18 protein-coding genes are annotated in these 20,968 nt (G+C 75.4%); 13 read left to right on the forward strand and 5 right to left on the reverse strand.

Annotated elements, in window-relative coordinates; genetic code table 11:
• Positions 1-39 precede the first annotated feature (39 nt).
• Positions 40-1,491 (reverse strand): MFS transporter, encoded by a 1,452-nt coding sequence (locus ACZ501_RS16235; RefSeq protein WP_468795975.1) that lies wholly within the window; start codon positions 1,489-1,491, stop codon positions 40-42.
• A gap of 128 nt (positions 1,492-1,619) precedes the next feature.
• Between ACZ501_RS16235 and ACZ501_RS16240 the strand changes: the two genes are divergently transcribed.
• Together ACZ501_RS16240 and ACZ501_RS16245 are read left to right on the forward strand one after the other, a co-directional pair.
• Positions 1,620-2,528 (forward strand): LysR family transcriptional regulator, encoded by a 909-nt coding sequence (locus ACZ501_RS16240; RefSeq protein ID WP_468795978.1) that lies wholly within the window; start codon positions 1,620-1,622, stop codon positions 2,526-2,528.
• 112 nt (positions 2,529-2,640) lie between these two features.
• A complete protein-coding gene (locus ACZ501_RS16245) occupies positions 2,641-3,357 on the forward strand; it encodes a class I SAM-dependent methyltransferase (RefSeq protein ID WP_361606532.1) in 717 nt (238 codons plus the stop codon).
• An 11-nt stretch (positions 3,358-3,368) separates the two neighbouring features.
• Here ACZ501_RS16245 and ACZ501_RS16250 read toward each other — a convergent pair whose 3' ends face one another.
• The gene (locus ACZ501_RS16250) at positions 3,369-4,280 is read right to left on the reverse strand and encodes an alpha/beta hydrolase fold domain-containing protein (protein ID WP_468795981.1); all 912 of its coding nucleotides are present in this window, start codon (positions 4,278-4,280) and stop codon (positions 3,369-3,371) included.
• 227 nt (positions 4,281-4,507) lie between these two features.
• Between ACZ501_RS16250 and tdh the strand changes: the two genes are divergently transcribed.
• The 3 genes from tdh to ACZ501_RS16265 all read left to right on the forward strand — a co-directional run bounded on the left by tdh (position 4,508) and on the right by ACZ501_RS16265 (position 7,859).
• Positions 4,508-5,536 carry an L-threonine 3-dehydrogenase gene (tdh, locus tag ACZ501_RS16255; RefSeq protein ID WP_361606538.1) on the forward strand — a complete coding sequence of 343 codons (1,029 nt, stop codon included), beginning with the start codon at positions 4,508-4,510 and terminating at the stop codon, positions 5,534-5,536.
• A gap of 187 nt (positions 5,537-5,723) precedes the next feature.
• Positions 5,724-6,932 carry a glycine C-acetyltransferase gene (locus tag ACZ501_RS16260; RefSeq protein ID WP_468795984.1) on the forward strand — a complete coding sequence of 403 codons (1,209 nt, stop codon included), beginning with the start codon at positions 5,724-5,726 and terminating at the stop codon, positions 6,930-6,932.
• A gap of 12 nt (positions 6,933-6,944) precedes the next feature.
• A complete protein-coding gene (locus tag ACZ501_RS16265; RefSeq protein ID WP_468795987.1) occupies positions 6,945-7,859 on the forward strand; it encodes a LysR family transcriptional regulator in 915 nt (304 codons plus the stop codon).
• 29 nt (positions 7,860-7,888) lie between these two features.
• Here the strand turns inward: ACZ501_RS16265 and ACZ501_RS16270 are convergent, their stop codons facing one another.
• Complete coding sequence (locus ACZ501_RS16270; protein WP_468795990.1) at positions 7,889-8,941, reverse strand: LAETG motif-containing sortase-dependent surface protein; 1,053 nt, start codon at positions 8,939-8,941, stop codon at positions 7,889-7,891.
• A 163-nt stretch (positions 8,942-9,104) separates the two neighbouring features.
• Positions 9,105-9,893, reverse strand: a complete 789-nt coding sequence (locus tag ACZ501_RS16275) for a DeoR/GlpR family DNA-binding transcription regulator (protein WP_468795993.1) — start codon at positions 9,891-9,893, stop codon at positions 9,105-9,107.
• Positions 9,894-10,092: 199 nt separating this feature from the next.
• Here ACZ501_RS16275 and ACZ501_RS16280 point away from each other — a divergent pair, with 199 nt between their 5' ends.
• The 8 genes from ACZ501_RS16280 to ACZ501_RS16315 all read left to right on the forward strand — a co-directional run bounded on the left by ACZ501_RS16280 (position 10,093) and on the right by ACZ501_RS16315 (position 19,747).
• Positions 10,093-10,995: an SIS domain-containing protein gene (locus tag ACZ501_RS16280; protein WP_361606553.1), complete on the forward strand. Its 903-nt coding sequence runs from the start codon at positions 10,093-10,095 to the stop codon at positions 10,993-10,995.
• Positions 10,992-11,846: a class II fructose-bisphosphate aldolase gene (locus ACZ501_RS16285; RefSeq protein ID WP_468795996.1), complete on the forward strand. Its 855-nt coding sequence runs from the start codon at positions 10,992-10,994 to the stop codon at positions 11,844-11,846. The genes ACZ501_RS16280 and ACZ501_RS16285 overlap by 4 nt, the downstream gene beginning before the upstream one ends.
• Positions 11,847-12,084: 238 nt before the next feature.
• Entirely contained in the window at positions 12,085-13,275 is a 1,191-nt protein-coding gene (locus ACZ501_RS16290; protein ID WP_361606559.1) for an acyl-CoA dehydrogenase family protein, read from the forward strand.
• 82 nt (positions 13,276-13,357) lie between these two features.
• Positions 13,358-14,176, forward strand: coding sequence for a DUF2182 domain-containing protein (locus tag ACZ501_RS16295; RefSeq protein WP_468795999.1), 819 nt, complete (start codon positions 13,358-13,360; stop codon positions 14,174-14,176).
• A 142-nt stretch (positions 14,177-14,318) separates the two neighbouring features.
• Complete coding sequence (locus tag ACZ501_RS16300; protein WP_361606565.1) at positions 14,319-15,014, forward strand: DUF1326 domain-containing protein; 696 nt, start codon at positions 14,319-14,321, stop codon at positions 15,012-15,014.
• A gap of 169 nt (positions 15,015-15,183) precedes the next feature.
• A complete protein-coding gene (locus ACZ501_RS16305; RefSeq protein ID WP_468796002.1) occupies positions 15,184-16,116 on the forward strand; it encodes an oxygenase MpaB family protein in 933 nt (310 codons plus the stop codon).
• The gene (locus tag ACZ501_RS16310; protein ID WP_468796005.1) at positions 16,098-18,164 is read left to right on the forward strand and encodes a serine/threonine-protein kinase; all 2,067 of its coding nucleotides are present in this window, start codon (positions 16,098-16,100) and stop codon (positions 18,162-18,164) included. Before ACZ501_RS16305 ends, ACZ501_RS16310 begins: the two co-directional genes overlap by 19 nt.
• Positions 18,161-19,747, forward strand: a complete 1,587-nt coding sequence (locus ACZ501_RS16315) for a phytoene desaturase family protein (RefSeq protein ID WP_468796008.1) — start codon at positions 18,161-18,163, stop codon at positions 19,745-19,747. The genes ACZ501_RS16310 and ACZ501_RS16315 overlap by 4 nt, the downstream gene beginning before the upstream one ends.
• 9 nt (positions 19,748-19,756) lie before the next feature.
• Here the strand turns inward: ACZ501_RS16315 and ACZ501_RS16320 are convergent, their stop codons facing one another.
• The gene (locus ACZ501_RS16320) at positions 19,757-20,923 is read right to left on the reverse strand and encodes an FAD-dependent monooxygenase (RefSeq protein ID WP_468796011.1); all 1,167 of its coding nucleotides are present in this window, start codon (positions 20,921-20,923) and stop codon (positions 19,757-19,759) included.
• Between the last annotated feature and the right edge of the window lie 45 nt (positions 20,924-20,968).

The raw sequence follows: 20,968 nt of genomic DNA on the forward strand, positions 1-20,968 counted from the left end.
GTCAGCATGCGCCCTCGCCCCCGGCGGCTGCACCCGGGCTCACGCTCGCCCGGCCCGCTTCGAGCCGCCGCCCCGGTAGCCCCGGACGACCACCGCCGAGGCGACGACCAGCACGGCCGCCACCGTACGCAGCGCCACCCCCATGGCGTCGGTGAAGGCCGCCGCCTGCGCGGGATCCGCCGGGTTCCCGTGGAAGCGGGAGGCCAGTACGGTGCCGGCCACCGCCACCCCCAGGGCCGCGCCGACCTCCCGGGCGGCGGTGTTGAGCCCCGAGCCCAGTCCCGCCTGGTGCGGCGGCAGCTCCGAGACCACCGTCAGGGTCAGCGGGGGCGCGCACAGCCCGGTCCCGACCGACAGCACCAGCAGGTACGCGGCGTACACGGCGTACGGGGTGCCCGCGCCGGCGGTGGACACCAGCAGCAGCCCGCCCCCGATCAGCAGCAGCCCGGCCCCGACCGGCAGCCGGGGCCCGGTCCGCTCCGCGAGCCGCGCGCCCAGCCTGGGCACGACGGCCATGCCCACGGTGAGCGGGACGATGGCGAGGCCCGCCTGGGCCGGCGAGAAGCCCTTGGCGTACTGGAGGTACTGGGAGTTGACGAAGAACAGGGCGAACAGGCCGAAGAAGGCGGCGCCGATGCCCAGCGTCCCCGCGCGCAGCCCGCGGGAGGTGAAGATCCGGGGGTCCAGCAGGGGGCGCGCGGTGCGCAGGGCGTGGGCGGTGAAGGCGGCCAGCAGCACCGCCCCCACCCCGAAGGAGCCCAGGACGCGGACGGAGGACCAGCCGTAGGAGGGCCCCTCGATGATCCCGTGGACCCCGGCGAACAGCGCCCCGGCCAGGACCAGGGCCCCGGCCGGGTCGACGGCGGCATCCGCCCGTGAAGGCGTACGGGGCACCGTGCGGGCCACGGCGAGGGCGAGCAGCGCGGCCAGCGGCACGACCGCCCAGAACAGGGCGCGCCAGGTCAGGAACTGCCCGGCCAGACCGCCGCCGACGTTGCCCGCCAGGCCCCCGAGGCCGGCGGCCAGCGTCCAGGTGGCGAGCGCCTGCCCGCGCCGCTCGGGCGGGCTCAGGTGGATCAGGACGGACATGGTGGCCGGCATGATCAGCGCCGCCCCGGCCCCGCACAGCCCGCGCCCGGCGATCAGCACGGCCGGGTCCCGGGCGAGCGCGCTGAGCGCCGCGCCCGCGGCGAACAGGCCGAGGCCGGCCAGCAGGGCCCCCTTGCGGCCGTACCGGTCGCCGAGGGCGCCGGCCGGGATCAGCAGCGCGGCGAAGACGATCACGTACGCGTCGACCGCCCACAGCAGCTCGGCCGGCCCCGGATGCAGGGTGGAGGCGGCGAGCTGCGGCAGCAGCAGGTTGACGGCGGCGACCATGCCCTGGGCGACGAGCACGCAGGCGCACAGGACGAGCAGGGCCGGACGGGACAGGCCGGGCGGGGGGCCGCCGGCAGGGCGGACCGGTACCGGTGTGCGGGCATGGCGGAGCACGGCTCCTCCTGGGAGTCGGTGGGCGGTGATGGACGGGGGAGTCGGGTGAGGGCCGTCGCGGCCATCTCCCCGCAACCACCGTAGGGTTGGGGTGACCTGCTTTCCAGTGCAAGTTGTGCAAGGGACGAATGCGCGTGACGCAATCCGGATCGGGGCTGGACCTCAACCTGCTCCTCGCCCTCGACGTCCTCCTGGAGGAGTCGAGCGTCTCCAGGGCCGCCGCCCGCCTGCACCTCTCCGAGCCCGCCATGAGCCGGACCCTGGGCCGGATCCGCAAGGCCCTCGGCGACCCCGTGCTGGTGCGGGCCGGGCGGACGATGGTCCCGACCCCGCACGCGCTGGCCGTGCAGGGCGAGGTCCGGGCCGTCGTGGAGCGCGCCCGCGCACTGTTCCTCGCGGGCGGCCGGGTGGACCTGGAGACCCTGACCCGTACCTTCACCGTCCTCGCCCACGACTCCTTCGCCGCCGCCGTCGGCGCCGCGCTCCTGCGGCGCACGGCCCGCGAGGCGCCCGGGGTGCGGCTGCGGTTCCTCACCGAGAGCCACGTCGACCTGCCCGTGCTGCGCGAAGGGGTCGCGGACCTGGAACTCGGCGTCATCGACAGCCGTTCCCCCGAGATACGCACCGAGCACCTCTTCGACGACCGGATGCTGGGCGTCGTACGGCGGGGGCACCCGCTGCTGCGCGGCCGGATCAGCGCGCGCCGGTTCGCCGCGGGTGAGCACCTGACCGTGTCGCGGCGCGGGCGGCTGGAGGGGCCGGTGGACGCCGCCCTCGCCGAACGGGGCCTGTCGCGGCGGGTGGTGGCCGGCATCGGGTCCCTCGCCGCCTCCCTCTTCGTGCTGCGGGAGACCGACCTGATCGGCCTGCTGGCCTCCCGGACCGTCCCGCAGGCGGAAGCGCTCGGCCTCGTCACCTTCGAGGTCCCCTTGGACCTCCCGCCCCTGCCCGTGGGGCTGGCCTGGCACCCCCGCCACGACGCCGACCCCGCGCACGTCTGGCTGCGCGGCTGCGCCCGCGAGCTGCTGCCCGGCTGACGCGGGACGCGCGGCCCCCATCCCGGCCGCGATGCGCCGAACGCCTCCCCCGAAGGGGGGACACGGCGCCGCGCACGCCGTCGGGCACGCCCGCGCCGGGCAGGCATCCGGCATGCAACCCCCGTACGACGACACGCACCCGGCCCCCCGCGCGGCCTTCACGGCGGCCGACGCCTTCACCCTCCGCACCGCCCTCGACGCCCTCGGCGGGGTCCGCGACCTGGACGCCCTCGACGTGGGCTGCGGACACGGCGGCACCGCCGTCATGCTGGCGAGCGGCGGCGCCCGGCGGGCCGTCGGCGTCGACAGCTGCCCGGACCGGGTCCGCAGGGCACGGGAGTCCGCGCCGGCCTCCGCACCCGTCGAGTACGTCGTCGCGGACGCGGCCGACATGCCGCAGCTCGGCCCCTTCGACCTGGCCACCGCCGTCTACCTGTTCAGCCACGCCCCCGACCGCGCGGCCCTGCACGCCATGTTCCGCGGCATCCGCGCCAACCTGCGCCCCGGCGGGCGGCTGCTGTCGCTCGTCCGCAACCCCGGCGCGTACCCGCGGGTGGACTGGTCGCCGTACGGGATGCGCATCCTCGACCGGGTGCCGGACGGCGACGCGCCGCTGCTGAAGGCCCAGTTCCTGACCGAGCCCCCGCTGCACTTCGAGTACCGGGAATGGGCGCACGCGGACTTCGCCGAAGCCGCCGTCGACGCCGGCTTCAGCACCGTCGGCTGGCAGCCGTCCCGCACTCCGCCCGCCGACGCGGCGCGCGACGAGGCGTACTGGACCGCGTACCGGGCCTGGCCGGTCAGCTCGCTGATGACGTGCACCGCCTGAGCGTCGGCTCCCTAACCGTGATCGGCGGTCTCCCGGACCAGCTCGACGATCCGGTCCCGGGCGGCCCGCCCCTCCGGAACCGGCAGCAGCGGGTACGCGTGCGGCAGGCCCTGCTCCTCGTGCCACTCCACCTGCGCCCCGGCCGCCCCGGCCCGCCGCAGCAGCTCCCGGCTGTCGGTGGCCAGCACGTCCCGGGTCCCGGTGAACACCGTCAGCGGCGCCAGGCCCTCGAAGGACCCGTGCAGCGGGCTCACCCGCGGGTCGTCCGCGGCGAGCGTCCCCGCGTACAGCCGTCCCGCCTCGGCCAGCCCCGCCCGCGCCAGCACCGGGTCGACCACCTCCAGCGCCGCCTGGTCCGGGTGGCTCATGCTCAGGTCCAGCCAGGGGGAGATCAGCACGATCCGCGACGGCTGCGCGCCGGTGCGCTCCCGCAGCCGCTGCGCCGCGGCCAGCGCCAGCCCGGCCCCCGCGGAGTCCCCGATCAGCACCGTCCCGCCCGCGCCGCCGCTCTCGATCAGACCGCTCAGCAGGTCGGCGGCCGCGGGGACGGTCCGGTCGGCGGTCCCGCGCGGGGCGAGCACGTACGCCGGCACGACGACCCGGGCGCGCGCCCGCGTGACCAGGGTGCGGATCAGCGACCAGTGCGGGCGGACCAGCTCGTTGATGTACGCGCCGCCGTGGACGTACAGCACCCGCGCGACGGGCTCCTGCCCGCGCGGCGAGGCGTCGTACACCGGCCAGGCCCCGACGAAGGTCCGCGAGAGTTCCGCTACGCGCCCCAGCGAGCGCGGTGGCAGGTGCGACGCGGGCCGGCGGGCCGCCGCGGCCACCCGCGCCCGGACCGCCTCGGCGGTCGCGAACCGTCTTCGCCGCCCCGTCGCGACCAGTGCGGCCGAAAGCGCCCTGCTGCGCAGACTCGGCACGCCCCTCACCTCCCCTTTTCCCCGGTGGGGGACCCCTGCCGCGGCTTCCGCCCCCGAGCCCCTTCCCCGTCAAGGGAGGAGCATAGGCGTGAAGCTGCGCTGTCGACCCGCTTAAGAAAGTCTCGATGGACTGATCACCGCGCCGATCGGCAGATTGGTCCCCGTCACCCACGCCCCCCGCGTCCCAGCGGGCGCGGCGCCCCCTCCGCATGCCTGGAGCCACCGCCATGAAGGCACTCGTCAAGCACAAGGCCGAGCCCGGGCTGTGGCTCATGGACGTCCCCGAGCCCGAGTACGGTCCCGGCGACGTGCTGATCAAGGTGCTGCGCACCGGCATCTGCGGCACCGACCTGCACATCCGGGCCTGGGACGGCTGGGCGCAGGGCGCGGTCAGGACCCCGCTCGTGCTGGGCCACGAGTTCGTCGGCGAGGTCGCCGCGGTCGGTGCGGACGTCCGCGACATCGAGACCGGCGCCCTGGTCAGCGGTGAGGGCCACCTCGTGTGCGGCAAGTGCCGCAACTGCCTGGCCGGCCGCCGCCACCTGTGCCGCTCCACGGTCGGGCTCGGCGTCGGACGCGACGGGGCGTTCGCCGAGTACGTGGTGCTGCCCGCGCAGAACGTGTGGGTGCACCGCACCGCCGTGGACCTGGACGTCGCGGCGATCTTCGACCCCTTCGGCAACGCCGTGCACACCGCGCTGTCCTTCCCGCTGGTCGGCGAGGACGTGCTGATCACCGGCGCCGGCCCGATCGGCATCATGGCGGCCGCCGTCGCCAAGCACGCCGGCGCGCGCAACGTCGTCATCACCGACGTCAGCCCCGAGCGGCTGGAGATCGCCCGCAAGGCCGGCGCCACGCTCGCGGTGAACGTCGCCGAGTCCTCCGTCGCCGACGCGCAGACGCGGCTGGGGCTGCGCGAGGGCTTCGACGTCGGCCTGGAGATGTCCGGCCGCCCCGAGGCGATGCGCGACATGATCGACAACATGACGCACGGCGGCAAGATCGCCATGCTCGGCCTGCCGGCCCAGGAGTTCCCCGTGGACTGGGCGAAGGTCGTCACCTCGATGATCACCATCAAGGGGATCTACGGCCGCGAGATGTTCGAGACCTGGTACGCGATGACCGTGCTGCTGGAGGGCGGCCTCGACCTGTCCCCGGTCATCACCAACCGCTACTCGCACCGCGACTTCCAGGCCGCCTTCGACGAGGCCTCCACCGCCCGCAGCGGCAAGATCATCCTGGACTGGACGGCCTGAGCCCCCGCCGCTGACGGCCCGGGCCCCCGGCCCGGGCCGCCGCGCCGACCGCGCACGACCACCTCCCCCCGGGCCGGGCCCCGCCGACCCCCCTCCGCGGGGCCCGGCCCCACCCTCACGCCGGCCGGCACCCGGCCCCTCCTCCCCGTCCCCCGGACGGCAACCGCACAAGGAGAAACCGAAGCCCATGTTCGAGTCCGTACGCGAAGACCTCCGCACCACCCTCGACGAGATCCGCGCGGCGGGCCTGCACAAGCCCGAGCGCGTCATCGGCACCCCGCAGAGCGCGGCCGTCGCCGTCACCGCGGGCGGCGCCCCCGGCGAGGTGCTGAACTTCTGCGCCAACAACTACCTCGGGCTGGCCGACCACCCCGAGGTGGTCGCCGCCGCGAAGGACGCGCTGGACCGCTGGGGCTACGGCATGGCATCGGTCCGCTTCATCTGCGGCACCCAGGAGGTGCACAAGGAGCTGGAGGCCCGGCTGTCGGCCTTCCTCGGCCAGGAGGACACGATCCTCTACTCCTCCTGCTTCGACGCCAACGGCGGCGTCTTCGAGACCCTGCTCGGCGCCGAGGACGCGGTGATCTCCGACGCCCTCAACCACGCCTCGATCATCGACGGCATCCGCCTGTGCAAGGCCCGCCGCTTCCGCTACGCCAACCGCGACATGGCCGAGCTGGAGGCCCGCCTGAAGGAGGCCGCCGAGGGCGGCGCCCGCCGCAAGCTCATCGTCACCGACGGCGTCTTCTCCATGGACGGCTACGTCGCCCCGCTCGACGAGATCTGCGACCTCGCCGACCGCTACGACGCCATGGTCATGGTCGACGACTCGCACGCCGTCGGCTTCACCGGCCCCGGCGGCCGCGGCACCCCGGAACTGCACGGGGTCATGGACCGGGTCGACATCATCACCGGCACCCTCGGCAAGGCCCTCGGCGGCGCCTCCGGCGGCTACGTCGCGGCCCGCGCCGAGATCGTCGAGCTGCTGCGCCAGCGCTCGCGCCCGTACCTCTTCTCCAACTCCCTCGCCCCCGTGATCGCCGCCGCCTCCCTGAAGGTCCTCGACCTGCTGGAGTCCGCCGGCGACCTGCGCGAGCGGCTCGCGGACAACACCAAGCTGTTCCGCACGAAGATGACCGAGGCCGGCTTCGAGATCCTGCCCGGCGACCACGCCATCGCCCCCGTCATGATCGGCGACGCCGCCGAGGCGGGCCGGATGGCGGAGCTGCTGCTGGAGCGCGGCGTGTACGTGATCGGCTTCTCGTACCCGGTCGTGCCGCTGGGCGCGGCCCGTATCCGCGTGCAGCTCTCGGCGGCGCATTCGACGGCCGACGTGGAGCGCGCCGTGGCCGCCTTCGTGGACGCCCGGGCGGCGCTTTCCGCTGCTCAGGGCTGACATCATGGGGGTGTGATCGACCCCCGCCGGCTGCGCATCCTGCGGGCCGTGGCGGACCACCGTACGGTGACCGCCGCGGCCGCAGCCCTGTACCTCACCCCCTCCGCCGTCTCCCAGCAGCTCGCCGCGCTGGAGCAGGAGACCGGCCACACGCTGCTGACCCGCAGCGGCCGGGGCGTACGGCTCACGGCGGCCGGGGAGATCCTGCTCGGTCACGCCCACGAGGTGCTGGCCCAGCTGGAGCGCGCCGAGGCGGAGCTGGCGGCCTACGCGGGCGGCTCCGCCGGCGAGGTCACGGTGGCCGCCTTCGCGACCGGCATCGCCGAGGTGCTGGCGCCCGCCCTCGCCCGCCTCGCCCTGGAACAGCCGGGCATCAGGCTCCGCGTCCGGGACGCGGAGGGCGACCAGAGCCTGCCGCTGCTGCTCGACGGGGAGGCGGACCTGGCCCTGGCGGTGGAGTACCGGGGCGCGCCGGGCGCCGACGACGGCCGCCTGTCGGTGCTCCCGCTGTACGCGGAGCCCTTCGACGCGGTCCTGCCCTCCGGGCACCCGCTGGCCGGGCTGCCCGCCGTGGCGCTGGCGGACCTCTCGGACGCGGACTGGGTCGGCCAGTACCCGGGCAACCCCTGCTACGACGTGACCCTGTCGGCGTGCGAACGGGCGGGCTTCCAGCCCCGCTTCGTGCACTCCTCCGACGATTTCCGGGCGGTGACCGCGCTGGTCGGCGCGGGCGCGGGGGTGGCGCTGGTGCCGCGTTCGGCGCTGCGCGGCATGGACCTCAAGGAGCTCCGGGTGTGCCCGGTCGCCGGCCCGGCCGCCACCCGCCGGGTCTTCGCCGCCACCCGCCGCGGCGCCGAGGCGCACCCGCTGATCGCCCCCGTCCTGGCGGCCCTGACCCGCGAGGCGGAACGGGTCCCGGCACACTGAGCCCCCGCCCGCCCCGCGTGGACACCCCCTTAGGCCGAGGCCTTGCGGCGGCGCGCCAGGAAGACGGCCCCGGCGCCGGCGGCCACGGCCGCGCCGCCGAGGGCGGCGACGGTCGGGAGCGCGGAGGAGGAGCCGGTCTGGGCGAGGCGTCCGGTCACCGGCAGTTCGGCGCGGCCGCCCTGCGGCGCCGGCTTGTGCCCGGCGTCACCGTGGGTGTCCGGCAGGCCCGGAGTGCCGGGCTTGGCGGGCCTGCCCTTCGCGTCCTCGACGCTGCCGGGCTTGGTGCCCGGGCCGAGGACGGTGAAGTCGAACTGGCTGATGTCGTCGAATCCGCACTGGCCGTCCTCACCGTAGGAGTGGCCGAGGGTGAAGAAGTAGCCGGTGCCGGGCGCGGCCTTGTCGCCGATCCTGATGCGCATGCGCGCGTCGGCGTACTCGCCGGGCTTCAGCTTCCGGGCCGTGGCGAACCCGTCGTTGTCGAAGACGCCCGCGCCCTCGCCCTCGATCGGCTTCCACTGGCCGACGGCCGGGTTGAACCATTCGACGGAGACGGCCAGTTGGGCGACGTCGTGCAGCTGCGGGTCGGCGGTGCCGAGCCAGAGGGAGACGTCCGTCTCCATCACCGTGGTCTTCGACACGTTGGACACGCGGTACGTGAACTCGTGCCAGCCCGAACCGGCCGCGATCTTGCCGGGCAGACCGCGCAGCGAGGTCTTGCCGCGCTCCTCCTCGGTGATCCCGGAGCAGAAGGCGGGGCGGGAGTACGACGGCGACGGCGTGGCCGCCGGGGTGCCCGACGAGGACGTGCCGGGCTGGGCGGAGGCGCCCGGCTTGGCGGAGGGGTCAGGCTTCGTCGAGGGGACGGGCTTGGCGGAGCCGCCCGCGCCGCCGGCCGTGCCCCCGCTCGGCCGGCCGGGCGCCGGCGTCGGCGAGGCGTGAGCGCCCGGCGGGACGGAGGGCGCCACCGAGGGGCGCGGCTCCGGGACGACGTCCTCCGCGTGGGCGGCCGGCGCCGCGAGCAGGGCCACGGGCCCGACGGCGGCCATGACGGCGGTCGTGGCCAGGAGACGGTGCAGCTTCATGGTGTCCTTCTGGTCGTGGCTCGGACGGCCGGCGCGACGGTTCGCCCCCCGGCGCGGCCGCCCGTGGTCGTCCAGCTGACCTGCCCCCCCGTCAGAAGGTTGTACAGCACACGGAGTTCGTGATCATGGTCACAGGCGTCGGCCGGAGCGGACCCCCGGGCCGTCAGACCCGTACGACCTCCACGCCCGTCGCGCGGAAGGGCCGGGCGGCGGCCTCCGTCAGGGCGGTGTCCGTCACCAGGACGTCCACGGCGGAGGTGGCGCAGATCCGGGCGAAGGCGCGGACGCCCAGCTTCGTGGAGTCGGCCGCGACGACCAGGCGGCGGGCCCGTGCGCACAGCAGGGCGTTGACGGCGGCCTCGTCCTCGTGGCGGGTGGCCGCGCCGTCGGCCGCGTCGAAAGCGTCGACACCGACCACCGCGGTGTCGACGGTGAGCTGACCGAGCGTCTGCTGCGCCAGCGGGCCGGTCAGTTCGTACGACTGGGGGCGGGCGACCCCGCCCGTCAGGACGATCTTGAACTGGGGCCGGATCACCAACTCGCCCGCGATGTTGAGGGCGTTGGTGACCACGGTCAGCGCGGGGGAGCCGCCGGCGGGCGCGGCGAGGTCGGCGCGGGCCGCGAGGGCCCGGGCGACCTCCGTCGTCGTGGTGCCGCCCGTCAGCCCGATCACCTCGCCCGGCGCGATCAGGGCCGCGACCGCCTCGCTGATCCGCCGCTTCTCGGCGGCCCGCCGGGAGGTCCGGTACCGCAGGGGGAGTTCGTACGAGACCCCGTGCGGGACCGCCCCGCCGCGCGTGCGGACCAGCAGCTGCTGCTCGGCGAGCTGGTCGAGGTCGCGGCGGATGGTCGCCGCCGACACCCCGAGCGCCTCCGCGGCCGGCTCCACCTCCAGCCCGCCCCGCTCCACCAGCAGATCCAGCAGTCTCTGCCAGCGTTCCTTGCGGGTCATGGCGGCCCCTCCCGTGTCGTCCCCGGCGCTGCTGCCCGGCCCCGCCGTGCAGATTAACCCAGCGGATCGGCCCGTCGATGCTTGAAGTTGCGCGAAACGGGCCGCTACCTTGCAGGAACACGCAGGAACACGCTGGAAGACGCAGGCACGTCCGGTCGGTACGCATCCGAGTACGCATTCCCACGCGCAAGGAGCCCGCATGAGTCACGTCGCGTACGAGTTGGCCACCCAGCCCGACTGCTGGGAACGGGCCGCCGAACTGGCCCCGGCCCACCGGGCGGTGCTGCCGGGGCCCGGGGAGCGTACCGCGATCACCGGGTGCGGGACCTCCTTCTACATGGCCCAGTCCGCCGCGGCGCTGCGCGAGGAAGCCGGGCTGGGGGAGACCGACGCCTTCCCCGCCTCGGAGTTCCCCCGCCACCGCCGCTACGACCGGGTGATCGCCCTGACCCGGTCCGGGACCACCACCGAGGTGCTCGACCTTCTCGTGGGGCTGCGGGAGGCCGGGATCCCGACCACCGCCGTCGTCGGCGATCCCGACACCCCGGTGATGACCCTCGCCGGCGACCTCGTCGTCCTGGACTTCGCCGACGAGCGGTCCGTCGTCCAGACCCGCTTCGCCACCACCGCCCTCACCCTGCTCCGGGCCCACGTCGGCGCCCACACCCCCGACGCGGTCGCCGACGCGCGCACCGCCCTCGACATGCCGCTGCCGGGCGGGCTGGAGACGCGCCGGCAATTCACCTTCCTCGGCCGGGGCTGGAGCGTCGGCCTGGCCCACGAGGCGGCCCTCAAGATGCGCGAGGCCTCGCTGTCGTGGGCCGAGGCCTACCCCGCGATGGAGTACCGGCACGGCCCCGTCAGCGTCACCGGCCCCGGCTCCGTGACCTGGTCGCTGGGCGGCACGCCCGACGGGATCGCCGAGCAGGTCCGCGGGACCGGCGCGCAGTGGGTGGACGGCGCACTCGACCCGCTGGCCGAGCTGGTCCGGGTGCAGCGGCTGGCCGTGGCGGTCGCCGTGCACCGGCAGCTGGACCCGGACGCGCCCCGCAACCTCACCCGCTCGGTGATCCTGACCACCGGCGAGGAGGCGGTCCGATGAGCCTCGCCCCCGCCGGGGCCCTCGTGGCCGAGGCGGCAGCCGCCGCCGGCGCCGTCGCCGCCTTCAACATCATCACCCTGGAACACGCCGAAGCCGTGGTCGAGGGCGCCGAACGGGCGGGACGGCCCGTCATCCTCCAGCTCAGCGAGAACGCGGTGAAGTTCCGCGGCGGAGCCCTGCTGCCCATCGCCCGGGCCGCCGCCGCCTGCGCCGAGGCCGCCCGGGTGCCCGTCGGCCTCCACCTCGACCACGTCAAGAGCCCCGACCTGCTGCGCCGGGCCGCCGACGCCGGCTTCGGCTCCGTGATGTACGACGCCGCGCACCTGCCCTACGCCGAGAACCTGGAGTCCACCCGGTCCGCCGCCGACTGGGCCCACGCCAACGGCCTGTGGATCGAAGCCGAGCTGGGCGAGGTCGGCGGCAAGAACGGGGCCGCGCCGCTCGACCCGCACGCGCCGGGCGCCCGTACCGACCCGGACGAGGCGCGGCGGTTCGTCGCCGACTCCGGGGTGGACGCCCTGGCCGTGGCCGTCGGCAGCAGCCACGCCATGACCCGCCGAACCGCCTCCCTCGACCACGCCCTGCTGGCCCGCCTCGCCAAGACCCTGGACGTGCCGCTGGTCCTGCACGGCTCCTCCGGCCTGCCCGACGGGGAACTCGCCGCCGCAGTGGCCGGCGGCATCCGCAAGGTCAACATCGGCACCGCCCTCAACCTGGCGATGACCGAGGCCATCCGCACCCACCTCACCCCGGCCGACCCCCGCCCCTACCTCACCGCCGCCCGCGCTGCGATGGCGGAGACGGCCGAGGCCGTGATCGGCGTCATCGACAGGGCCGGACAGAAGGCCTGACGCGCCATTCCCGCCGAGCGGGAGGACGAGCGCGCGGCCCGGTCACGCCGTGAACCCGGCCGCAGCCCCACCCGCGAACCCCTCCGGAGCGCCAACTCGATCCCACCCCCGAGGGCCGGGAGTCCCGCACCCGACTCCCGGCCCTTCCCGCCCCCGCCCTTCCCAATTCCTGTAACGGGTTCTACTCTGACCGCCGCCATCCCAGCGCCGGCTGGACCGTGAGACCTCCGGAGGGGCCGTGCACCTCGAATACACGCCCGAGCAGCAGCAGTTGCGCACCGAGCTGCGCGCCTACTTCGCCGAGCTCGTGCCGCAGGACGTCTACGCCCGCTACGAGGACCCCGCCGCGCAGAAGCGCTTCTACCGGGAGACCATCCGCCGCCTCGGCGCCGACGGCTGGCTCGGCGTCGGCTGGCCGAAGGAGTACGGCGGCCGCGGCATGTCCGCCATGGACCAGTTCATCTTCTTCGACGAGGCCGCGCAGGCCGTCGTCCCGCTGCCGCTGATGGCGCTGAACACCGTCGGCCCCACCCTCATGCAGTTCGGCACCGACGAGCAGAAGGCCCACTTCCTCCCCAGGATCCTCTCCGGGGAGATCGACTTCGCCATCGGCTACAGCGAGCCCGACGCCGGCACCGACCTCGCCGCCCTCAGGTGCAAGGCCGTCCGCGAGGGCGACGAGGACAGCGGCACCTACGTGGTCAACGGCCAGAAGATCTGGACCACCAACGGCGACACCGCCGACTGGGTCTGGCTCGCCGTCCGCACCGATCCGGACGCCCCCGCGCACAAGGGCATCACCATGCTGCTCGTGCCGACCTCCGACCCCGGCTACTCCTACACCCTCATCAACACCCTCGCCTCGCACGACACGACCGCGAGCTACTACGAGGACGTCCGCGTCCCGGCGAGCCGCCGTGTCGGGCAGGAGAACAAGGGCTGGCGCCTGATCACCAACCAGCTCAACCACGAACGTGTCACCCTCGCCGCGCACGGCACGATGGCCATCCGCGCCCTCCACGACGTCCAGCGCTGGGCCGCCGCGACGAAGCTCGCCGACGGGCGCCGCGTCATCGACCTGTCCTGGGTCCGCGGCCGCCTCGCCCGTACCCACGCCCGCCTCGACGCGATGAAGCTGCTCAACTGGCAGATGGTGAACGCCGTCCAGTCGCGCACCCTCACCCCGCAGGACGCCTCCGCCGTCAAGGTGTACGGCTCGGAGGCGCGCAGGGACGCGTACGCCTGGCTCATGGAGGTGGTGGCGGCGGCCGGCTCCCTCAAGGACGGCTCCGCGGGCGCGGTGCTGCACGGCGAACTGGAACGCGGCTACCGCAGCGCCGTGATCTTCACCTTCGGGGGCGGCAACAACGAGATCCAGCGGGAGATCATCTCCTGGATCGGCCTGGGCATGCCCCGGGTCCGCCGCTGAGCGCCGGCCGGCGTCGCCGATCCGCCGGAACCGTGCTGAGCTGGAGGGGTCCTCGGGCAACCGCGCCCTTGGGAGGCACACCATGCCGCACCTCCGTCCCGGCGCTCCGGCGCCGGCCCGGCCGGGGGTCCTGCTGCCCCGGCGCGAGCTGGCGGTCGCCTGGGCGCTGATGGCGCTGGTCGCCGTACTCGCGTGGGCGATCACCGTCGGCCGGTCCCGGCAGATGGCGATGGGGCCCGGGACCATGGGCCTGGCCCCGGCGCCCTTCCTGCTGCTGTGGGTGGTCATGATGGCGGCGATGATGCTGCCCTCGGTGGCGCCCGTGGCCATCACCTGGGTGCGCGGGATCGGCCGCCGCGCGGCGGGGCCGGCCCGGGCCCTGCGCATCGCCGAGTTCGTCGCCGGCTACCTGCTGGCCTGGGCCGGCTTCGGGCTGCTCGTGTACGGGATCCTGACGGTGGCCGGGGAGCTGGTCGAGGAGAGCCCCGCGGCGGGGCGCCGGCTGGGGGCGGCGGCGTTCCTCCTCGCGGGGGTGCAGCAGTTCGGGCCCCTGAAGCGGGTCTGCCTGCGGCACTGCCGCAACCCGATGTTCCAGCTGGCGCGCTACTCGCGCTTCCGGCGGTGGGCGAAGGACCTGCGGGTCGGCGCGCACCACGGGCTGTACTGCGTCGGCTGCTGCTGGGGGCTGATGCTCGCCCTGGTGCCGCTCGGGGTGATGAACGTGGCGGCGATGGCGGCCGTCGCCGTGGTGATCTTCCTGGAGAAGCTCTGGCGGCACGGCCCCCGGCTGGCCTGGGCCGTCGGTGCCGCCTTCCTCGTCCTGGCGGTCCTCACCCTCTTCCAGGACTGGCTGCTGCCGGGCCTGGGCGGCGCGCCCCCGATGGAGGAGCCGATGGGGTGAGCCGACGGGGGCGGCGGGCCCGACGGTTCCCTCGCTTCCGCCGGTGCGGCGCAGGGAGGAACATGGAGACGACGACCCGTCCCGCCGAGCGCCTGCGCCCGTGCGTCCCCCCTCCGGCGCCGGGTCGCGTGGAGGCGATGAGATGCCCGGAACGACAGCGACCGTACCGAGGTGGCACGCGGCCGGCGACTGGTTCGACACGTGCAGCTGCGACGTGCCGTGCCCCTGCTCCTTCGCCCAGCGCCCCACCAACGGTGAGTGCGAGGGAGTCCTCGCCTGGCACATCCGCGAGGGCCGTTACGGGGAGGTACCGCTGGACGGCCTGAACGTCCTGATGCTCGGTTCCTTCGTCGGCAACGTGTGGGCGGAGCACAGCGACACGTACGCGGCGGTCTTCCTGGACGAGCGCGCCGACGCCGCGCAGCGCGAGGCACTACAGATGATCTTCGGTGGCCAGGCCGGCAGCTGGCCCGCCGAGATGGTGGCCATGATGGGCGCCGAGATGCGGGGCATGGACTTCACCTCCGTCCGCATCGAGGTGGACGACGACCTCGGCGGCTGGCGGGCCACCGTGCCCGGCCGCGTCGAGGCCGCCGCGGCGGCCCTCACCGGCCCCACGACCCCGGAGGGCGCACGCGTCCAGTCGACCAACCTGCCGGGCTCCGAGACGGGGCCGGGACAGGTCGCCACCTGGGGCCGCTCGACCACGGACCGCGCCGACGCCTTCGGCTTCCACTGGAGCAGGCAGGGCCGGTCCAGCAAGCACATCACCTTCGACTGGACCGGCCCGGACGGAGACGCCGAGCGGCCGGGGCAGCCGTCCGGGACCCTGGCCTGACGCCGCCGGACCCTGCCCTGACGCTGCCGGGCGGAACCGGCCGCACGGAGGCGCCCGGGGTGTTCCCCCCAGCCGCCCGCCCCCGTAGGGACCTCGGCGCAGTGCACTGACACGCGCCGCGGCGGCTGATCCGGGGCCCGCCCGGGTAGGCAGCACCCGGGAGGCACCGATGAGCTTCGAGGACGCCGACCCGGGGCTCTACGGCCCCGGGTCCGTCACCTGGCAGTGCCACGGCGATCCGGTCATGTGGATCGCCGGGATCCGCGCGCTCTACCTCCAGGCCCTGCACCCGCGCGCCGTCCGCGGGGTGATGGAGAACTCCGACTTCCGCGTCGACACCTGGGGCCGGCTGCTGCGCACCGCGGACTTCGTCGGCACCCTCACCTACGGCACCGCCGACGCCGCCGAGCAGGCCGGGGCACGGGTCCGCGCGATCCACCGGAGACTGTCCGCGACCGACCCGGACACCGGGGAGCGCTTCCCCGTGGACGACCCCGAACTCCTGCTGTGGGTGCACTGCGCCCAGATCGACAGCTTCCTGCACGTCCTGCGCCGGTCGGGCGTCCCCCTCACCGCCGCCCAGGCCGACCGCTACGTGGACGAGAACCGCGTCAACGCCCGCCTCGTCGGACTCGACCCGGCCGCCGTCCCCGCCGGAACCGCCGCGCTCGCCGCGTACTTCGACCAGGTCCGCCCCCGTCTCGCCGTCGGGGCCGACGCCCGGGCCGTGGACGACTTCCTGCGCGCCCCGCCCGTCCCCGCACTGCTCGTGCCTGGCCGAAACCTGCTGTTCGGACCGCTCGTCGGGCTCGCCTACGGATCCCTCCCCGGCTGGGCGCACCAGCTGTACGGCCGCCCCGCACCACCCCCGCGCGCGGTCACCCGCCGCCTGCGCCTCACGGGCCGCCTGCTGCGCAGCATTCCCGCAGGTCTCCGTTGGCAGCTGCCTCCAGGTCACATCTTGAGAGCGATGCGCCGACTGGGCCCCGGCAGCCGCCCTTCCGCGTACACACTGCGAAAATCAGCGGCCATACTGGACCGGCCGGGGAGGGCGCGGCACGACGACGGGGGCGGCTTCAAGACATGGCGGAGTCCAGACTGATCCAGGGCCGGTACCGGTCACTCGATCTGATCGGGCGGGGCGGCATGGGCGAGGTGTGGCGCGCCCGCGACGAGTCGCTGGGCCGGCAGGTCGCGGTCAAGTGCCTCAAGCCGCTCGGCCCCGAACAGGACGCCCACTTCACCCAGGTCCTGCGCGAGCGCTTCCGCCGCGAGGCCCGCGTCGCCGCCTCGCTCCAGCACCGGGGCGTCACCGTCGTGCACGACTTCGGCGACGACAGCGCCTCCGGCGGCCCCCTCTACCTGGTCATGGAACTCCTCGAGGGCCGCAACCTCAGCCAGCTCATGGAGGAGAACGAGGCGCGCCCGCTCCCCGTCGACGTGGTCCTCGACATCGCCGAGCAGATGGCCGCCGCCCTCGGCTACACCCACGACCAGGGCGTGGTCCACCGCGACCTCAAGCCCGCCAACATCATGCGGCTCACCGACGGCACGGTGAAGATCTGCGACTTCGGCATCGCCCGCCTGGCCCACGACATCGGCTTCACCGCCAAGCTGACCGGCGGCGGCATGGCCATGGGCACCCCGCACTACATGTCGCCCGAACAGATCGCGGGCGGTGAGGTCGACCACCGCAGCGACCTCTACTCCCTCGGCTGCGTCCTCTACGAAATCGCCACCGGAGCCCCGCCCTTCGACCTCGGCGACTCCTGGTCCGTGCTGGTCGGCCACCGCGACACCGCGCCCGTGCCGCTGCGCGAGCACCGCCCCGAGCTGCCCGCCTCCTTCGAACAGCTCGTGCTGGACCTGCTGGCCAAGCGCCCCGAGGACCGGCCCGGCGACGCCCGCCACCTGCACCGGCGCCTGGTCGAGGCCCGCTTGGGCCCCGGCGGGCGGCCCGCCGCGCACCCCCCGCTGCCCGCGTGGGCCGAGGGCATGACGGCCGGGCGCAAGGCCGGCGTGGACGCGCGCCCCGCGAGCGGCGAGTGGGCGGTGCTCACCGGCTCCTGGACGGCGGCGCGCCCCGCCGCCGGCTCCGGCGAGCACCGCATCACCCGCCCCGCCCCGGCGGAGGACCCCCGGCTGACCGCCGCGTACGGGCTGGCGCCGCGCACCCCCGCCGAAGGGGCGCCCGACGCGCTCGCCGCCGGGTACACCCGCGCGTTCGCCCTCAGCCGCGCCGGCCGCCCCGAGGAGGCCCTGGCCGTGTACGCGGCCGTGGCCCAGGGGCGGGCCCGGGTGCTCGGCCCCGACCACGCCGAGACCCTCGCCGCCCGCCAGGAGGAGGCGTACGAACTGGGGCGGCTCGGCCGCCACGGAGAGGCGTACGAGAGCTACCGGGCGGTGCTCGCCGCCCGCCTGCGCACCATGGGACCGCGCCACCCCGACACCCTGCGCTGCCGCCACAACCTGGCCTGCGCCCTGAGCGCCCTCGGGCGGCACGCCGAAGCCCACGCGGCCGCCGCCGAGGTGGCGGCCGACCGCGCCGCCGTGCTCGGGGCCGAGCACCCCGACACCCTGCAGACCCGTTACGAGGCCGCGTACGCGCTCGGCCGGCTCGGCCGCTGGCGGGAGGCGCTGGCCGGCTTCCGCCAGGTCGCCGCCGTACGCGAACGCGTACTCGGCCGGGACCACCCCGACGCCCTCGCCGCCCGCTACGAGACCGGCATCGCCCTCGGCCGCGCCGGGCGCCCCGCCGAGGCCCTCGACCTGTTCCGGGCCCTGGTCCGCGACCGCACCCGGGCCTACGGCGCGACCGACCCGGAGACCCTGCGCGCCCGACACGTCCTCGGGGTCAACCTGGGCCGCCTGGACCGCTGGGAGGAGGCGGCCGCGGAGGCCGGCGAGGTGGCCGCCGCCCGCGCCCTGGCGCTCGGCGCGGAACACCCGGACACCCTGGTCAGCCGCCGGGAACTCGCCGTCGCACTGGGCCGGCTCGGCCGCTGGGACGAGGCGCTGCCGATCTACCGGGACCTGTCCGGCATCCGCGAACGCTCCCTCGGCGACGAACACCCCGACACCGTCCTCGCCCACGCCGACGAAGCGCACTGCCTGGAGCGGCTCGGCCAGGTGTGCTACCAAGAGCCATGACCGCCAACTCAGGCTCCCGGGGTTTCGCACAGGACGTGTACGACGCGGTGATCGTGGGAGGCGGCCACAACGGCCTCGTCGCCGCCGCCTACCTGGCCCGCGCCGGCCGCTCGGTACTGGTCCTCGAACGGCTCGGGCGCACCGGTGGGGCCGCCGTCTCCACCCGTCCCTTCACCGGGGTCGACGCCCGCCTCTCGCGGTACTCCTACCTCGTCTCCCTGCTCCCGGAGAAGATCGTCCGTGACCTGGGCCTGCGCTTCCGGGTCCGCCGGCGCACGGTCTCCTCGTACACCCCGTACGAGCGGGGCGGCCGCCCCGGCGGGCTCCTCGTCGGCGGCGGCGAGGCCCGCACCCGCGAGTCCTTCGCCGGGCTCACCGGCTCCGACCGGGAGTACGAGGCCTGGCGGGCCTTCTACGAGACGACCGGCCGGCTCGCCCGGAAGGTCTTCCCCACCCTCACCGAACCGCTGCCCACCCGCGCCGAGCTGCGGGCCCGGATCGACGACGAGGCGGCCTGGCGGATGCTGTTCGAGGAACCGCTGGGCCGGGCGGTGGAGGAGCGCTTCGCCGACGACCTGGTCCGCGGCGTCGTCCTCACCGACGCCCTGATCGGCACCTTCGCCGACGCCGACGACCCCTCGCTGGTACAGAACCGCTGCTTCCTCTACCACGTCATCGGCGGAGGCACCGGCGACTGGGACGTGCCCGTCGGCGGCATGGGCGCCCTCACCGACGCCCTGGCCGAGGCCGCCCGGGCGGGCGGCGCGGAGATCGCCACCGGCCACGAGGCGCTGCGCATCCACACGGACGGCACCGGTCCGGCCGAGGTCGCCTTCCGCACGGCGGCGGGGGAGGGCAGCGTCGTCGGGCGCACCGTCCTGGTCAACGCCTCTCCCCGGGCCCTGGCCGAACTCCTCGGCGAGGACCCCGGCACGGGATCCCCCGCGCCCGAGGGCTCCCAGCTGAAGGTCAACATGCTGCTGAGCCGGCTGCCCCGGCTGCGGGACACCTCCGTCGACCCCCGCGAGGCCTTCGGCGGCACCTTCCACATCGCCGAGGGCTACGAGCAGCTGCGGCGCGCCCACGCCGAGGCGGCCGGCGGGGAACTGCCGTCCGTACCGCCCTCGGAGATCTACTGCCACTCGCTGGCCGACCCCTCGATCCTGGGACCCGACCTCGCGGCGCGGGGCTACCAGACGCTGACCCTCTTCGGGCTGCACACCCCGGCCCGGCTCTTCGAGAAGGACAACCGGCAGGCCCGGGAGGTGCTGCTGACCGCGACGCTGGCCCAGCTGGACGCCCACCTGGCCGAGCCGCTCACCGACTGCCTGGCCTTCGACGGCGACGGCCGCCCGTGCATCGAGGCCAAGACCCCGCAGGACCTCGAGCGCGAACTGCGCCTGCCCGGCGGGCACATCTTCCACCGGGACCTGTCCTGGCCGTACGGGGACCGGGAGGCGGGCCGCTGGGGGGTGGAGACCCCCCACCGCAACGTCCTGCTGTGCGGTGCGGGGGCGGTCCGCGGCGGCGGGGTCAGCGGCATCCCGGGCCACAACGCGGCGATGGCGGTACTCGGCCGCTGAGCCGCCGTCCTACGCGTTCCCCGGCCGCGTGCCCGCGAGGGCGAAACCGTCGAACAGGTCGTCCAGGGCGCGCCGCGACAGGCTCGCCGGGGTGACCCGCACGGCGAGGTCCCGGGCGGCGACGGCCAGCGGGTGGGTGAGGGCGGCCACCCGTCCCATGCGGCGGGCCCGGAGGCGGATGGCGTCGGTGCGCGCGAGCCTGGCCCGGGTGTAGGCGGCGAGGGCGGCCGGTACGTCCGGGCCGGCGAGCAGGTGGGCCAGGACGACGGCGTCCTCGACGGCCTGGCAGCCGCCCTGGCCGAGGTTGGGCGTCATGGCGTGCGCGGCGTCGCCGATCCACGCGGTGCGGCCGTCGTGCAGTCGGGGCAGCGGCGCGGCCAGGTCGTACAGGTCGTGCTGGAGCACCGTCCTCGGGTCGATCCCGTCCAGCAGGGCGGGGATCGGGTCGTGCCACGTGCCGTAGCGCCGCAGCAGTTCCGTGCGGACGTCCGCGGGCCGGTACCCCTCGGGGACGACGGCGGTGGCGTACAGGTAGACCCGCCCGTCGGCGAGCGGGACCGTCCCGAAGCGCTCGCCCCGGCCCCAGGTCTCGGCGGCTTCGGTCGCCGGTCCGGACGGCAGCACGGTCCGCCAGGCGGTCTCGCCGCTGTAGTGCAGGCCGGGATGCGCCGGGAACCGGAGGCGGCGCAGCGGACTGTGGATGCCGTCCGCGGCGATCACGGCGTCCGCGGTCAGGTCACCGGCGGCGGTACGGACCACCGCGCGGCCGGCGGCCTCGTCGACGGCGCCGACGGCGGCCCCGTACACCAGGGCGTCCCCGGGCAGCGCCGCCGCCAGCGCGGCGGTGAGGTCCGACCGGTGGACGGCGAGCGGGGGCCGGCCGTAGCGGGCGGCCAGCGCGGCGGTGTCGGCGCGGGCGAGGCGGGCGCCGCCGGGGCGGCGCAGGCCCATCGAGGCCGGTACGGCGCGGCCCGCCGCGCGGGTGGCGTCGAAGCCGATGACGTCGTAGGCGCGCAGGGCGTTGGGGGCGAGGACGATTCCCGCGCCGACGGCGGCCGGACCGGCCGCCCGCTCGCAGACGGTCACCCGCCACCCCTGGCGGTGAAGGGCCAGGGCGGCGGTGAGACCGCCGATCCCCGCACCCGCGATGACGGCGTGGCGCTGTGGTCCGGCCATGGGTGGCTCCTGAGGTTCGAGGATCCTCTACAGCTGTAGAGTCTG

The sequence above is a fragment of the Streptomyces sp. NPDC034085 genome (assembly GCF_055575555.1).